This is a genomic window from Chromatiaceae bacterium, from assembly GCA_024235395.1.
Taxonomy (GTDB): Bacteria; Pseudomonadota; Gammaproteobacteria; order Chromatiales; family Chromatiaceae; genus Thiosocius.
Map to the genome: position 1 here is coordinate 303,711 of JACKMK010000003.1, position 14,303 is coordinate 318,013.

Here is a 14,303-nt window from a genome sequence, read left to right on the forward strand (position 1 = left end):
GGTTTTTCGGTCGTTCCGAGTTCAAGCTATCACAGGGTTTTGCGACTTGTCTTCGAGAATTTAATGGCCCCCGCCGGGACCCCAGTTCCTACGTTTTTTCCTTTGAAAACATATATCTAGCCACCCTAATGCGTTCTGTCGGGTTATTGACGCCAGATCTGGACGCCGGCTGCATCGTAGATTGCGCGCAACCGGTCGAGGCGAACAGCGAAAATGTCGCCGGCCGCGTCGCGCAGCTCGAGGTACTCGGCGCGGTCTCGCGTGTACACGTCGCTGACCGTGCCCTCGATCACGATTGCCGCCTGATGTTCGTCGACTGCGCGCACGGTCACCGCGCTGCGCTGCAACGCCAACAGCTCGAGCATCGAGTGCATGTCGCAGTCGATCGGCCGGTAGTCACTCGTCGTCACGCCTCACCTCCAGGACCCAGTCATCACCGTTGGCGCGCACGGCAACCTCGATTGGCCGGCAGCAGACGCTGCAGTCCTCGACATAGTCCAGCTCGCCCGCCGAGCCGTCGACCGTGAGTTCGATCCATTCGCCGCAGTAAGGGCAACGGATCGGCTGATAGCTGAGGACCGGGCTCATCTCTCAGTCCGCCTGGAAAAGCCCGAGCAGGTCGTTGAGGAAGCGGAACCCGAGCGCGCTCGCGCACAACCGCGTCGGATCGGCATCGAGCAGTCCAAGGGCCTGTGCCCTGCCCAGAGCGGGTGCGAGGTCTGCCAGGTCAAGACCGGTCCGTTGCACGAAGTAGCCGCGCGGGACGCCCTGGCTCAGGCGCAGCGCGTTGAGCAGGAACTCCAGCGCCAGCTCATTGCCGGTCACCTCGGCCTCGGTCGAGACGATGCGCCCTCCCTGTGCCGCCAGGTAGGCGGCGGGATGGCGCTGCTTGGCGCGACGCCACACACGCATACCGGTCGCCGTGAGTTTGCCGTGGGCGCCGGCGCCGATACCGAGGTAATCGCCAAACTGCCAGTAATTGACATTGTGCGTACAGCGTCGGCCTTCGCGTGCGTAGGCCGAGACCTCGTAACGACGATACCCCGCCGCTTCCAGGCGCTGCTGCCCGAGCTCCATGATGTCCGCCAGGCTGTCGTCATCGGGCAACGGCGGCGGCTTATGGTGAAACGCGGTGTTCGGTTCCAGCGTGAGCTGGTACCACGACAGGTGCTCGGGCTGCAGCGCGATCACTTGCTCCAGGTCCGACAACGCGTCAGCGACGCGCTGGCGCGGCAGACCGAACATCAGGTCGAGGTTGACGTTGTCGAACCCGACGTCGCGTGCGACCCGATAGGCATGGAGCGCCTCGGCCGCCGAGTGAATCCGCCCCAGTGCGGCGAGCCGCTGATCGTCGAGGCTCTGCATGCCGATCGACAGGCGATTTACCCCGGCCGCCCGGTAGTCCACAAACCGCGCCACCTCGACGGTCCCCGGATTGGCCTCCAGGGTGATCTCGATGTCGGCCACCAACGTGAGCCGACGCGCGATCCCTTCCAGCAGGCGGCCGATCGCTGCACCGTCAAACAGGCTGGGCGTACCGCCGCCGATGAACACGCTCTGAATCTCACCGAGCGGCTGGCGGGCCATTTCCTGGTCGAGATCGCGCAGCAGTGCGTCGATGTACGCCTCCTGTTCCACGGCGACCTGAGGCACGTGCGAATTGAAGTCGCAGTAGGGGCATTTGCGCACGCACCAGGGGATATGAACGTACAGCGACAACGGTAGCGACGACGGCACCGGGAAAACGGCCCCGGTTCCACTCACCGAGGGCGCACTCGCAAGATCCGTCGGGTCCGCGCTCATGCCGGACTCAGGTTGGCGTATGCGACCACCAGCCATTTCGCACCGGCCTGCTCGAAATTGACCTGCACGCGCGCCCCGTTGCCCTGCCCTTCGGCGTTCAGGATCACGCCTTCACCGAACTTCGGGTGCAACACGCGTTGACCGAGTCGGAAACCGGTCGCATCTTGCGCTGCGGCAAGCGAGACCGAGGCGGGGCTGTAGGGTCGGCTGACCTGCGGCCGGGCCCGCACCTCTTCGATCAGCTCGACCGGGATCTCTCGCAGGAACCGGGATGGCAGCGGATAGCTCTCGGACCCGTGCAGGCGCCGACTCTCGGCGTGCGTCAGGTAGAGTTGCGACATTGCGCGCGTCATGCCGACATAGCACAGGCGGCGCTCCTCCTCGAGTCGCTGGGGGTCCTCGGCCGACATGCTGTGGGGGAACAGCCCTTCTTCCATGCCACCGACAAAGACCAGGGGAAACTCCAGCCCTTTGGCCGAATGCAGCGTCATCAGCTGCACGCAGTCCTCGTATTCCTCGGCCTGCGTGTCGCCGGCCTCGAGCGCGGCGTGCGCCAGGAAGGCGTCAAGTTCCGAGAGGTCGCTGTCGTCTTCCGGCGGCTCGAATTGCCGACAGGCATTGACCAGTTCGTCGAGGTTCTCCAGCCGGTCCTGACCCTTGCCGTCCCGACTCTTCTCGAAATGCTCGCGCAGGTGCGAGGCCTCGATCACGAATGCAGCGCGCTCCGGCAGGCCGGAACCGGCGCTGTTCGCGTCGATCTCCTCGATCAGGTCGAGGAAACCGCGCAGCGCATTGGCGGCGCGGGCGGCCATCGCGCCACCGCGCAACAGGTCGCCGGCCGCCTGCCACAGGGAACAAGCGAAGTCGCGCGCATGCGCGCGCACCGCGTCGAGCGTACGCGGACCTATGCCGCGCGGTGGCTGGTTCACCGCGCGCTCGAAGGACGGGTCGTCGTGGCGGTTCGCAACCAGGCGCATATAGGCGAGCGCATCCTTGATCTCGGCACGCTCGAAGAAGCGCAGCCCACCGTAGACGCGGTACGGGATACCTGCCTGTATCAAGGCTTCCTCGAACAACCGTGACTGTGCCGTCGTGCGGTACAGAATCGCGGTCTCGGCGCGGCGACTGCCGTGTTCGATGGCAGCCCGGATGCGCTCGACCACGAACCGCGCCTCGTCGACCTCGTTGAAGGCTGCATAGACCCGGATCGGCGCACCGTCGCCGTCCTCGGTCCACAGACGCTTGCCGAGCCTCGTCGGATTGTTCGCGATCACCGCGTTGGCGGCGTTCAGGATATTGCCCGTGGAGCGGTAATTCTGTTCCAGACGGACCACCTGGGCGTCCGGGTGGTGGCGCTGGAAATCCTGGATGTTCTCGACCCGCGCACCACGCCAGCCGTAGATCGACTGGTCGTCGTCACCGACCACGAACAGCTTTTCATCGTTGCCGGCGAGCAGCCGAAGCCAGGCGTACTGGATACTGTTGGTATCCTGGAACTCGTCGACGAGGATCGCTCCGAAGCGCGCACGATAATGTTGCAGCACGTCCGGCCGGTCACGCCACAGCTCGTGTGCACGCAACAACAATTCGGCAAAATCGACACTGCCGCCACGCTGGCATGCCGCCTCGTATTCCCGGTAGATCGCGATCATCTGGCGCTGATAGGGATCACCACCGTGGTCCAGGTGGTCGGAGCGCAATCCTTCGTCCTTTTGCTGATTGATGTACCACTGCACCTGGCGTGGCGGCCATTTCGCGTCATCCAGGTTCATTTCGCGTATCACACGCTTGACCAGGCGCTGCTGGTCGTCGGAGTCGAGGATCTGGAAACCCTGCGGCAGCCCCGCCTCCTGCCAATGCGCGCGCAGCAGCCGGTGTGCGAGCCCGTGGAAAGTCCCGACCCACATGCCGCCGACCGGTTGCCCGAGCAACTCCTCAATCCGGTGCCGCATCTCCCGGGCTGCCTTGTTGGTGAAGGTCACCGCGAGAATCGACCACGGCGACAGGCCCTCGACCTGGATCAGCCAGGCGATGCGGTGCACCAGTACCCGGGTCTTGCCGGAGCCGGCCCCGGCCAGGACCAGGGTGCTCCCGAGCGGCGCGGTAACCGCCGAACGCTGTGCGTCGTTCAGCCCGTCGATGATGTGTGAAACGTCCATCGGCGGATGTTAACAGCCGCGCCGGGCAGCCGGCAGGCGTGGATACCGGGTGATCCATGTGTACGCGGAGGTCGAATCGATACCGGGCAGAATCCGCAAGCCGGCAAGGCCGTACGGCCGCGGATTTCAGCGAGCGGCGCCTCGAACGGCGACCTGCAAGAATATTTTCTGCCCCCCCTTGCAAGGCGTGGCAACGCGCACCATGCTTTGCGCACCCACCTGCGGTCGAAATGCCAACTGCCCCGTACACCGGCTCGACCGCAGCCTACTTCCAACCCGACTCCCCGGGTGATTGGGGAGGCCGGCGGGGCACCCCCGGTCGCAGAATGCGGCATCCGCTGCGTGCACCCGCGACCCCAGCAGGAATCCCTGTATGTCGCTGTTTCTCGGAATTGCCTTTATCGGCACATCTGTGCTGTTGCTGCGTTGGCTGAAACACTGGTACGCCAGGGCTGAACGGACCGGCAGCCTGGCCGACGGACTGGTGGTGAACTTCTTACTGCCGACGCTCGCCGCCATCCTGATGAGTGGTGCGATCTCGATCGTGATGGTGTTCCTGAGCGGCATCACGCTGCTCGACGGGGCCGCAGCCGCCGCATTGTCCGGCCTGGTCGTCGTGGCCTGGCGCCGCATGGGTCGCGTGGTCCCGCGCGACAACGTGGTGCCGCTGACGCCGAGACCCGGCGTCGCACCGACGCCGTCCAGCAGGGCGCGCCGCGCCGCCTGACCCCTGCACGAACAGGGCCGCATGCTGCTCAGGATGCCTTGGCGGCCTGCAGCATGCCCTCGCGTTCGATGAAGGCGATGATCTCGTCCAGGCCCTGACGGGTCTTCATGTTGGCGAACACCCAGGGGCGCGCGCCGCGCATGCGCTCGGTATCCGCCGCCATCACATCGAGTGACGCGCCGACGTAGGGAGCAAGGTCGATCTTGTTGATCACCAGGAGGTCCGACCGGGTGATGCCCGGTCCGCCCTTGCGCGGGATCTTCTCGCCCTCTGCGACATCGATCACGTAGATCGTCAGGTCGGCCAGTTCCGGGCTGAAGGTCGCGGAAAGGTTGTCGCCGCCGCTTTCGATGAACACTACATCGAGATCCGGAAACCGGTGCTGCAGGTCCTCGACGGCGGCGAGGTTCATCGATGCATCCTCGCGGATCGCGGTGTGCGGACAGCCGCCCGTCTCGACCCCGACGATGCGTTCGAACGGCAGGGCCTCTGCCCGCATCAGGATCTGCGCATCTTCCTGGGTGTAGATATCGTTGGTCACCACCGCAATGTCGTAGCGATCGCGGAGCGCCTTGCACAACACCTCCAGCAGGGCGGTCTTACCCGACCCAACCGGTCCACCCACGCCAACCCGCAATGCCGGTCGCTTTCTCTTCATCTCCCTACCCCGTCGTGGTTTCAAAGCCCCTTCTCAGGACCTGAACAACCGTGTGTACTGCGTCTCGTGACGCGCGCTGGCAATCGCCAGCGCCGGCGCTCCGGCGCCGATGCCGTCGTCATCGACCGACTGCGCACGGCGCACCGCGGCCGCCAGTCGATCCGCCAGATCGAGCTGCACACGCTGACCCGCGGTCTGGCCCAAGGGCACCAGCTTTACCGCGGCGGCCACCTGGTTTTCCAGCCAGCCCCAGGCATACCCCAACAGGCAGTCCTCGCGCGCTATGCCCCAACGTACCGCGGCCAACGCAAAGGGCGCGGCCTGGCAATGCGCCAGCGAGTCGCGCCATGCGACAGCCTCGGTAATGCCCAGATCGCGGAGCAGGGCGAGCAAGGCACGTGCCCGGTTGCGCTCCTCGATCCGCAGCTCCCGGGTCTCGCGACAGGCATACAGGTGGCGCCCCCATCGCGCGATCGCATCCGGATTGCCTGCCTCGCAGGCGTCGTACAGGCGCGCCAACAGGGGCAGGTCGAGCCGGGCCAACCCGTCGTCCAGCAGGCCGACCAGCCAGTCGTTCAGGGCCGCGACGTCTTCCACCCAGCCGGCCTCGACGGCCCACTCCAGTCCCTGGGAATAGGTGAAGCCGCCGATCGGCAGCGCGGGGCTCGCCAGCTGCAACAGTCGCAGACGTGCCAGCGGCTCAGACGCCATCACCCGCCCCGGAAACCGCGTGCACGTGATCGGCATCCCCGGCGTGGGCATGGGCGTGCGCGTGTGCACTGCCGCCATAGGCACCGGGCTCTGGCTCGAACGGCGCCTCGACGTAACTCGGGTTCAGACCCAGACCACGCAGCATGTCGTCGAGCACGTGGTCATGTCGGTAGCGCAGCACGCCGTCGCCGATCTGCAGTTCGACGTGTCGGTTGCCGAGGTGATAACAGGCACGCGCAAGCAGCAGCGGATCGTCGCAGCGTGCCTCCGAGACCGGTTCGGCCGCTGCGCGGACACACACGATGAAGCCGTCGCCGGTGGCCAGCAGATCACCGTCACGCAGCACCTCGCCGCGCTCCAGGAATACACCGGCATCGCTGCCGTCGTCCAGCGTCACCCGCAATCGGCTGCGGATACGTTTCTCCAGCGGCAAGGTCAGCGTGGTCGCGTACTCGCCCTGTTCGGCCCGCCGAATGAACTCACGCACGAGAAATCCCCAATGCCCTCAGAACAGGAAATATCGTTGTGCCATCGGCAGTACGTCGGCCGGCTCGCAGGTCAACAGCTCGCCGTCGGCACGTACCTCGTAGGTCTGCGGATCGACCTCGATCGTCGGCCGCCAGTCGTTCAGCACCATATCGGCCTTCTGCACGCCGCGGCAGTTGCGTACCACACCGACCAGAGACTCCAGACCCAGATGGCGGTGCACATCCGCCTCGTACGCCGTCTGCGACAGAAACGTCATGCGCGTCGCATGCCGTGCACCGCCGATCGCACCGAACATGTGTCGATAGTGCACCGGCTGCGGCGTCGGTATCGAGGCATTCGGATCGCCCATCGGCGCGGCGGCGATCATGCCCGCCTTGATCACCAGGCTCGGTTTGGCACCGAAGAATGCCGGCTTCCACAGCACCAGATCCGCCAGCTTGCCGATCTCGACCGAACCGACCTCGTGCGAGATGCCGTGCGCGATCGCCGGATTGATCGTGTACTTCGCGATGTAGCGCCGGGCACGCAGGTTGTCGTGAACGGCCGGATCACCCATCAGGCTGCCGCGTTGCACCTTCATCTTGTGCGCCGTCTGCCAGGTGCGCGTGATCACCTCGCCGACGCGCCCCATCGCCTGCGAATCCGACGCGATCATCGAGAAGGCGCCCAGATCGTGCAGGATGTCTTCGGCGGCGATCGTCTCGCGACGGATACGCGATTCGGCAAACGCCACGTCTTCGGGGATCGACGGCGACAGGTGGTGGCAGACCATCAGCATGTCGAGGTGCTCGTCGACGGTGTTCACCGTGTACGGCCGGGTGGGATTGGTCGACGAGGGCAGCACATTGGCATAGCCCGCAGCCTTGATGATGTCAGGCGCATGCCCGCCGCCGGCCCCCTCGGTGTGGTAGGTATGGATGGTCCGGCCGGCAATCGCCGCGAGCGTGTCCTCGACGAACCCGGATTCGTTCAGCGTGTCGGTATGGATCGCCACCTGCACGTCGAAGTTCTCGGCCACCGTCAGGCAGTTGTCGATCGCCGCTGGCGTGGTGCCCCAATCCTCGTGCAGCTTCAGACCGATCGCACCGGCGGCGATCTGTTCGGACAGCGGTCCCGGGCGCGAGGCATTGCCCTTGCCGAGGAAACCGAGGTTCATCGGAAGACCGTCGGCGGCCTGCAGCATGCGTTGGATGTTCCAGGGACCCGGGGTACAGGTGGTCGCGTTGGTACCGGTCGCCGGCCCGGTGCCACCACCGAGCATGGTCGTGATGCCGGACATCAATGCATCGTCCACCTGCTGCGGACAGATGAAATGGATATGCGAATCGATGCCGCCGGCGGTCAGGATCTGACCCTCCCCCGCGATCGCCTCGGTGCCGGGGCCGATGACGATATCGACACCGGCCTGCACATCCGGGTTACCGGCCTTGCCGATGCCGACGATGCGCCCGTTCTTGATCCCGACATCCGCCTTCACGACGCCCCAATGGTCGAGGATCAGGGCATTGGTGATCACCACATCTACGACCTGACTGGACGGTTGCTGACTCTGCCCCATGCCGTCGCGGATCACCTTGCCGCCACCGAACTTGACCTCGTCGCCGTAGACGGTGCGATCTTCCTCCACCTGGATGAACAACTCGCTGTCGGCCAGACGAACCCGGTCGCCAACCGTCGGTCCGTACATTTCCGCATAGGCCTGCCGGCTTATCCTGGCCATCGCTTACCTGCCTTTGTCCAATGGACCCATCACGTGACCGCGAAAGCCGTAGACGTGCCGGTCACCGGCATAGGCCACCAGCTGCACCTCGCGAGTCTGGCCCGGTTCGAAGCGCACCGCGGTACCCGCCGGGATATCGAGGCGAAAACCGCGCGCCCGGTCGCGCTCGAAGGCCAATGCCTCGTTGGTCTCGTAGAAGTGGTAATGGGAACCGACCTGGATCGGACGGTCGCCGGTATTCGCCACCGTCAGCGTGACCCGGTCACGTCCGACATTCAGTTCGATATCACCGCTTGCAGCGATGAGTTCACCGGGATTCATGCCCCTGCCTCCATAGTCGACGCCTCCGTCATGCGTGGCGGTGGCGATAGGTCAAACGATCGGGTCGTGCACCGTGACCAGCTTGGTACCGTCCGGAAAGGTCGCCTCGACCTGTACTTCCGGGATCATTTCCGCGATGCCATCCATGACGTCGTCACGGGTCAACAGCGTACGGCCATGATCCATCAGCTCGGCGACCGAACGACCGTCTCGGGCCCCTTCCATGATCGCGGCACTGATGTAGGCAACCGCTTCCGGATAGTTCAGTTTCAGGCCGCGTTCCTTGCGCCGTTCCGCGAGTAGCGCCGCGGTGAACAACAGCAGCTTGTCTTTTTCTCTTGGTGTCAGTTCCATTTTGCTCTGCCTTGGTTGCTTGTTCAGGTCGACCAGATGCGCGGCACGCTGGGCGGACAGCCAAGCAGATCCTGCCGAAGCGCCTGCCAGATTTCACCGAACAGCCGCCGTATCCGCTCGGTCGAATCACCGAGGCTGCGCACCACCAGCAGGTCGTCGAGCAGCGTGGCGGCACTGTGAGGCTCATCAGTCGCGGACAGCAATGCGCGGCAAACACCCAGATGAGACTCGCTGGCACCGCTGATGACACAGGTCCCGGTAACGGCGTGTCCGGCCATCAGCGACCGACGATGCCGGCTCTCGGGTCCCGCACGCAACCTGTCGATCAGCAACGGCATGCCGTCGCGGGTGATGCTGAGGCGGCTGTCCACCTGTCCACTGTCGAATCCCTCGTTGATCGCCGGACGCCCGAGGCAAAGGATCTCCCACAACACCAGGCGCGCGTCGCCCGACAACTCGACCTCGGTCCGCAGTTCGGCTCGCGCACCGGGGAACAGGATGTTCTCCTGCGGCAGCCACTCCAGCGTCGCACCGGACTGCACCTTGAACCGCTGTGTCTGGCGGGCGGATTCCCCGGCACTGCGGTAGAACTTGGTCGCGCCCGGTGTGGTCAGCAAGGCATGCGTCTGCATCGCCATCCGAACCTCGATGTCCAGCGAGTCACCACCGACTACGCCCCCGGGTGGGTGCAGCACGTATACATGGCAGACATCGCCTTCCGGGTAGAACGGACGCTGCACCGACAAGGGCCCGCTGCGGGTGCGGTCGGATAAAACGCTGCGGGCGCCGCGCCGACTGAAGCCGAGACGCAGGGCGGCGCGCCAACCACGGTCGGATCGAATGCTAGGTACGGCGCTCATGCGCTGGCAGATTACCGGCGGTGCAGCAGGAATGGCAAACCCAGCAACAAGGGGACCGCAAGCAGCAGCCACAGGTGTTCGGCGGCGTGTTGCACAGGCGGCGACGCGGACGGGTGCGCGCTCGCGATGGTCGACAGCAGCATTATTGGAAAGGTCATGAGTATTCGCATCGTTTTGCCCCGTTCGCTCGTGCTAGACAGTCAGATACTGCTGTATCAGTTCATCATTCAATGCGTCCATCGTGCCGGTGGCCACCGCCCGCCCGCGATCGAGCAGACAGAACCGATCCGCGACCTTGCGTGCAAACGGCAGTTTCTGTTCGACCAGCAACACCGTCAGTCCCATTTCGCGATTGAGCTTGCGGACGATAGCGCCGATCTCGGCAACGATGTTCGGCTGGATGCCCTCTGTCGGCTCATCGAGGATCAGCAGGCGCGGGTCGGTGACCAGCGCGCGCCCGATTGCGAGCTGCTGCTGCTGCCCCCCGGACAGGTCGCCGCCACGACGGCCGAGCATCTCCTTCAACACCGGAAACATCTCGAAGATGAATGCCGGGATCCTGCGTTGCCCGTCGCGGCGCGCGGGCAGCCCGATCAACAGGTTCTCTTCGACGCTCATCAGCGGAAAGATCTGCCGGCCCTGCGGGACGTAGCCGATGCCGATGCCCGCCCTTTGTTCAGCCGCGGTCCGGGTCAACTCCTGGCCATCGTACTGCAGAGAACCGGACCTGACCGGCAGCAGTCCCATGATGCATTTGAGCAGCGTGGTCTTGCCGACCCCGTTGCGCCCCATCAGTACGGTGCACTGACCATCGGGTACCTCCAGGTCGAGATCCCAGAGTGTATGCGACTGCCCGTAAAACTGATTGAGTTGTTCGATCTTCAGCATCCGAACGCCCTGTACGGTTGGCTACTCGCCAAGATATACCTCGATGACCTTCGGGTCGTTCTGCACCTGGTCCATGCTGCCCTCGGCCAGTACGCTGCCCTGATGCAATACAGTGACCCGAGAATTGAGTGCGCGCACGAAGTCCATGTCGTGCTCGACCACCACCACCGAGTGATCGCCGGCCAATGAGACCAGCAGCTCAACCGTCCGGTCCATCTCCTGGTGGGTCATCCCGGCGGCCGGCTCATCGACCAGCAGCAACAGCGGATTCTGCATCAGCAGCATGCCGATCTCGAGCCACTGCTTCTGGCCGTGCGACAGCGTGCCGGCCGCGCGTTGCGCGTGGTCCGCCAGACCGATCAATTCGGATACCTCGTCGATGCGTTCACGCTCTTCGCTGTTGAGACGCGCACGCAGCGTGCGCCAGACGCCTTTCGGCCCGGCCATCGACAGCTCGAGGTTTTCGAACACACTGTGATGTTCGAACACCGTCGGCTTCTGGAACTTGCGGCCGATGCCCGCCTGGGCGATCTCCGGCTCGTCCATCTGCAGCAGGTTCATGCGCGATCCGAACCAACAGGTACCGGTGTCCGGCCGCGTCTTGCCGGTGATGATGTCCATCATCGTCGTCTTGCCCGCGCCGTTCGGTCCGATCAGGCAACGCAGTTCGCCGGCGTTGACATAGAAATTGAGATTGTTGATCGCCTTGAAGCCATCGAACGCGACCGAGACATCCTCCATGTACAGGACGGTACCATGCGACAGGTCGAGCCCTTCGACGACCTTGGGCACCATGAAGTCGAACACCCGGTCGCGACGGAACATCTCGCGTACGGCGTTCATGCGTCGCCCTCCTCGCGTCGCCGCCACAGCCCGGCGACACCGCGCGGCAACAGCAGGGTCACCAGGACGAACAGCCCGCCGAGCGCGAACAGCCAGACTTCCGGGAATGCCGCTGTGAACCAAGTCTTCGCATAGTTCACGCCAATCGCCCCGAGTACCGCACCGTACAGGGTCGCACGTCCACCCATCGCGACCCAGATCACCACCTCGATCGAGTTCAGCGGAGCGAACTCCCCGGGGTTTATGATGCCGACCTGCGGCACGTACAGCGCACCGGCGAGCCCGGCGAGCATCGCGGAGAACGTGAAGATCGCGAGCTTGACGTGCTCGACCTTGTATCCGATGAAGCGGGTGCGGTCTTCGGTGTCACGGATCGCGACCGCGACCCGTCCGAGCCGCGACCTGACCAGCGCCCGACAGGCGAGGTAGCCGAGCGCCAGGGCGACGCCCGAGGCGATGAACAGCCCGATGCGGGTCGAGTCGGCCTGCAGGTTGAAGCTCAGCAGGTCCTTGAAGTCCGTCAGACCATTGTTGCCGCCAAAGCCCATCTCGTTGCGGAAGAACGCCAACATCAACGCATAGGTCAGCGCCTGGGTGATGATCGACAGGTACACACCGGTGACGCGGGAGCGGAATGCCAGCCATCCGAACACGAAAGCGAGCAGTCCCGGCGCCAGGAACACCATCAGGGCGGCAAACCAGAACTGGTCGAAGCCGTGCCAGAACCACGGCAGCTCCGGCCAGTTCAGAAACACCATGAAATCCGGCAACACGGGATTGCCGTACACGCCCCGCTCGCCGATCTGGCGCATCAGGTACATACCCATCGCGTAGCCACCGAGCGCGAAGAACGCGGCATGTCCGAGACTGAGGATGCCGAGATAGCCCCAGACGAGATCCACTGCGACGGCGAGCAGGGCGTATGTCAGATATTTGCCCAGCAGCGTCACCGTGTAGGTCGACAGATACAGCGGATGATCGCTTGGCAATGCATTCATCAGCGGCACTGCGATCATCGTGGCAATCAAAATCAGCAGAAACACCTGTCCGCCGCGATCACCCTTGAGAATGCGGAAGATAGCCATGGATGCGCTCAACCCTCCGCAGCGCGGCCCTTTTGCGGGAACAGTCCACGCGGCCGTTTCTGGATGAACAGGATGATGAAGACGAGCACGAGGATCTTGGCCAACACCGCGCCGGCCCAGGGTTCCATCAGCTTGTTGGCTATCCCGAGGCCGAGACCACCGATCAGCGTGCCCCACAGGTTGCCGACACCACCGAACACCACGACCATGAAGCTGTCCACTATGTATGCCTGACCGAGGTTCGGACCCACGTTGGTGAGCTGCGACAGGGCCACGCCGGCGATTCCGGCGATTCCCGAGCCGAGACCGAACGTCAGTGCATCGACGCGCGCCGAGCGTATGCCCATCGCGCGCGCCATCGCGCGGTTCTGGGAGACCGCCCGCACCTCGAGTCCCAGGCGCGTGTATTTCAGCACCGCGTAGAGCCCCGCAAACACCAGCAGGGAAAAGATGAAGATGTACATGCGGTTGTAAGTCAGCGACAACACGCTGTTGATCTGCCAGAACCCGCTGAGCAGATCGGGATTGGATACCGGGACGTTCTGCGGCGAGATCAGCGTGCGAACCAGTTGTTGCAGGATCAGGCTGATGCCGAAGGTCGCCAGCAGCGTCTCGAGCGGGCGTCCATAAAGAAACCGGATGACACCGCGCTCGATCGCGATGCCCACCACGCCCGATACGACGAATGCCGCAGGGATCGCAAGCGCGATCGAAAGGCCGATCATCTCGGGCATGGCCTGCTGGATCAGATAGGTGGTGTAGGCGCCTAGCATGATCAGCTCACCGTGCGCCATGTTGATCACACCCATGACACCGAAGGTTATCGCCAGACCGATCGACGCCAGGACCAGTACGGACCCCGCACTGAGACCGAAAAACAGGGTTTCGACGTAGCCGTACATCTCGACCTTGTCCTGGATATGCTGTAGCGCAGAAGCGGCTTCTGCGCGCACGGCGCTGTCCGGGTCGCTGGCCGCGAGACGTGCCAGTCCGTTGCGCACCGCAGGCTCCAGGCTGTCGGCCACCTCGGCGATCGCCATGCGACGCGTATCCGGGTCGGCTGCACTGAGGCGTGCCAATGCCACCACGGATGTCATCGCCTCACGCACAGCGCTGTCCTGCTCTTTCTCCAGCAGGCCGCTGAACAGCGTCGCATGCTGGGGTTCGATGTTCTCCAGGATCGCGTTGACTGCGCGCAGGCGCACGACCGGGTCGGGGTCGGAGAGCTCCAACTGGGCGGCCATCGCGCGGATCTGTCCGCGCATCGCGTTGTTGATCGCGAACTTCTTGAATTTGCGCGAGCTAACGACACCGTAGTCTTCACCGTTGAGCGCATCGACAGCATGTTCGCCGTCGTCGCGCGACTGCATCCATACGAGGCGGCTGTTTTGCTTCAGGTAGCGCAATTCGCCTTCGAGGATGCCGCGCAGCAGATCACCGGCCTTCGGGTGACCGCTCTCGGCGAGCTTGGTCAACCCCTGCGACTTGACGTCGAAATCGCGATCGAGCAACTGTTCAAACGCTGCATCGAGCGTGGCGTCACCCGACTCGATCTCGGCGGCCAACATCGCGGGTGTCAGGCACAGCAACAGCAGCGTCACGAGGATTCGCAACATGAGTCGTGTCTTCTTTGGTTGAAGGGGTGTGGCACCGGTGTACGGGTCACCGGTGCCACGCGCTTGCAC

At 64.3% G+C, this 14,303-nt stretch carries 17 protein-coding genes; 1 reads left to right on the plus strand and 16 read right to left on the minus strand.

Annotation, left to right across the window (positions count from 1 at the left end):
* Positions 1–143: 143 nt before the first annotated feature.
* Genes H6955_14775 through uvrD form a run of 4 tightly spaced genes read right to left on the minus strand, consistent with a single transcriptional unit; the run spans position 144 to position 3,962 of the window.
* A complete protein-coding gene (locus H6955_14775; GenBank protein ID MCP5314818.1) occupies positions 144–410 on the minus strand; it encodes a hypothetical protein in 267 nt (88 codons plus the stop codon).
* On the minus strand, positions 397–588 hold the full coding sequence (locus tag H6955_14780; GenBank protein MCP5314819.1) for a CPXCG motif-containing cysteine-rich protein: 192 nt from the start codon (positions 586–588) through the stop codon (positions 397–399). Before H6955_14780 ends, H6955_14775 begins: the two co-directional genes overlap by 14 nt.
* Before the next feature lie 3 nt (positions 589–591).
* Entirely contained in the window at positions 592–1,803 is a 1,212-nt protein-coding gene (gene hemW / locus H6955_14785) for a radical SAM family heme chaperone HemW (GenBank protein ID MCP5314820.1), read from the minus strand.
* Positions 1,800–3,962 (minus strand): DNA helicase II, encoded by a 2,163-nt coding sequence (gene uvrD / locus H6955_14790; GenBank protein MCP5314821.1) that lies wholly within the window; start codon positions 3,960–3,962, stop codon positions 1,800–1,802. The genes hemW and uvrD overlap by 4 nt, the downstream gene beginning before the upstream one ends.
* 373 nt (positions 3,963–4,335) lie before the next feature.
* On the opposite strand from uvrD, the gene H6955_14795 reads away from it, so the two are divergent.
* Positions 4,336–4,689, plus strand: coding sequence for a hypothetical protein (locus tag H6955_14795; GenBank protein MCP5314822.1), 354 nt, complete (start codon positions 4,336–4,338; stop codon positions 4,687–4,689).
* A gap of 28 nt (positions 4,690–4,717) precedes the next feature.
* Here the strand turns inward: H6955_14795 and ureG are convergent, their stop codons facing one another.
* Genes ureG through urtB form a run of 12 tightly spaced genes read right to left on the minus strand, consistent with a single transcriptional unit; the run spans position 4,718 to position 14,186 of the window.
* The gene (gene ureG, locus H6955_14800) at positions 4,718–5,347 is read right to left on the minus strand and encodes an urease accessory protein UreG (GenBank protein MCP5314823.1); all 630 of its coding nucleotides are present in this window, start codon (positions 5,345–5,347) and stop codon (positions 4,718–4,720) included.
* Positions 5,348–5,380: 33 nt separating this feature from the next.
* Complete coding sequence (locus H6955_14805) at positions 5,381–6,058, minus strand: urease accessory protein UreF (protein ID MCP5314824.1); 678 nt, start codon at positions 6,056–6,058, stop codon at positions 5,381–5,383.
* Positions 6,048–6,545 carry an urease accessory protein UreE gene (gene ureE / locus H6955_14810; protein MCP5314825.1) on the minus strand — a complete coding sequence of 166 codons (498 nt, stop codon included), beginning with the start codon at positions 6,543–6,545 and terminating at the stop codon, positions 6,048–6,050. Before ureE ends, H6955_14805 begins: the two co-directional genes overlap by 11 nt.
* Before the next feature lie 18 nt (positions 6,546–6,563).
* Positions 6,564–8,267: an urease subunit alpha gene (gene ureC / locus H6955_14815; GenBank protein MCP5314826.1), complete on the minus strand. Its 1,704-nt coding sequence runs from the start codon at positions 8,265–8,267 to the stop codon at positions 6,564–6,566.
* A 3-nt stretch (positions 8,268–8,270) separates the two neighbouring features.
* On the minus strand, positions 8,271–8,588 hold the full coding sequence (locus tag H6955_14820) for an urease subunit beta (GenBank protein ID MCP5314827.1): 318 nt from the start codon (positions 8,586–8,588) through the stop codon (positions 8,271–8,273).
* 51 nt (positions 8,589–8,639) lie between these two features.
* Positions 8,640–8,942: an urease subunit gamma gene (ureA, locus tag H6955_14825; protein MCP5314828.1), complete on the minus strand. Its 303-nt coding sequence runs from the start codon at positions 8,940–8,942 to the stop codon at positions 8,640–8,642.
* Between the two features lie 23 nt (positions 8,943–8,965).
* The gene (locus H6955_14830; GenBank protein ID MCP5314829.1) at positions 8,966–9,802 is read right to left on the minus strand and encodes an urease accessory protein UreD; all 837 of its coding nucleotides are present in this window, start codon (positions 9,800–9,802) and stop codon (positions 8,966–8,968) included.
* An 11-nt stretch (positions 9,803–9,813) separates the two neighbouring features.
* Complete coding sequence (locus H6955_14835) at positions 9,814–9,960, minus strand: hypothetical protein (protein ID MCP5314830.1); 147 nt, start codon at positions 9,958–9,960, stop codon at positions 9,814–9,816.
* A 34-nt stretch (positions 9,961–9,994) separates the two neighbouring features.
* The gene (gene urtE / locus H6955_14840) at positions 9,995–10,690 is read right to left on the minus strand and encodes an urea ABC transporter ATP-binding subunit UrtE (protein MCP5314831.1); all 696 of its coding nucleotides are present in this window, start codon (positions 10,688–10,690) and stop codon (positions 9,995–9,997) included.
* 21 nt (positions 10,691–10,711) lie between these two features.
* Positions 10,712–11,533: an urea ABC transporter ATP-binding protein UrtD gene (gene urtD / locus H6955_14845; GenBank protein ID MCP5314832.1), complete on the minus strand. Its 822-nt coding sequence runs from the start codon at positions 11,531–11,533 to the stop codon at positions 10,712–10,714.
* Positions 11,530–12,618: an urea ABC transporter permease subunit UrtC gene (gene urtC / locus H6955_14850; GenBank protein ID MCP5314833.1), complete on the minus strand. Its 1,089-nt coding sequence runs from the start codon at positions 12,616–12,618 to the stop codon at positions 11,530–11,532. The genes urtD and urtC overlap by 4 nt, the downstream gene beginning before the upstream one ends.
* 8 nt (positions 12,619–12,626) lie before the next feature.
* A complete protein-coding gene (gene urtB, locus H6955_14855; GenBank protein ID MCP5314834.1) occupies positions 12,627–14,186 on the minus strand; it encodes an urea ABC transporter permease subunit UrtB in 1,560 nt (519 codons plus the stop codon).
* Between the last annotated feature and the right edge of the window lie 117 nt (positions 14,187–14,303).

Bases quoted from the DNA above. Each gene is read 5' to 3' on its own strand.
- uvrD (MCP5314821.1), bottom strand. From the start codon at position 3,962: ATGGACGTTTCACACATCATCGACGGGCTGAACGACGCACAGCGTTCG.
- urtE (MCP5314831.1), bottom strand. From the start codon at position 10,690: ATGCTGAAGATCGAACAACTCAATCAGTTTTACGGGCAGTCGCATACA.
- ureC (MCP5314826.1), bottom strand. From the start codon at position 8,267: ATGGCCAGGATAAGCCGGCAGGCCTATGCGGAAATGTACGGACCGACG.
- urtC (MCP5314833.1), bottom strand. From the start codon at position 12,618: ATGGCTATCTTCCGCATTCTCAAGGGTGATCGCGGCGGACAGGTGTTT.
- H6955_14820 (MCP5314827.1), bottom strand. From the start codon at position 8,588: ATGAATCCCGGTGAACTCATCGCTGCAAGCGGTGATATCGAACTGAAT.
- H6955_14780 (MCP5314819.1), bottom strand. From the start codon at position 588: ATGAGCCCGGTCCTCAGCTATCAGCCGATCCGTTGCCCTTACTGCGGC.
- H6955_14830 (MCP5314829.1), bottom strand. From the start codon at position 9,802: ATGAGCGCCGTACCTAGCATTCGATCCGACCGTGGTTGGCGCGCCGCC.
- hemW (MCP5314820.1), bottom strand. From the start codon at position 1,803: ATGAGCGCGGACCCGACGGATCTTGCGAGTGCGCCCTCGGTGAGTGGA.
- urtB (MCP5314834.1), bottom strand. From the start codon at position 14,186: ATGTTGGCCGCCGAGATCGAGTCGGGTGACGCCACGCTCGATGCAGCG.
- ureA (MCP5314828.1), bottom strand. From the start codon at position 8,942: ATGGAACTGACACCAAGAGAAAAAGACAAGCTGCTGTTGTTCACCGCG.
- urtD (MCP5314832.1), bottom strand. From the start codon at position 11,533: ATGAACGCCGTACGCGAGATGTTCCGTCGCGACCGGGTGTTCGACTTC.
- H6955_14805 (MCP5314824.1), bottom strand. From the start codon at position 6,058: ATGGCGTCTGAGCCGCTGGCACGTCTGCGACTGTTGCAGCTGGCGAGC.
- H6955_14795 (MCP5314822.1), top strand. From the start codon at position 4,336: ATGTCGCTGTTTCTCGGAATTGCCTTTATCGGCACATCTGTGCTGTTG.
- H6955_14835 (MCP5314830.1), bottom strand. From the start codon at position 9,960: ATGACCTTTCCAATAATGCTGCTGTCGACCATCGCGAGCGCGCACCCG.
- ureG (MCP5314823.1), bottom strand. From the start codon at position 5,347: ATGAAGAGAAAGCGACCGGCATTGCGGGTTGGCGTGGGTGGACCGGTT.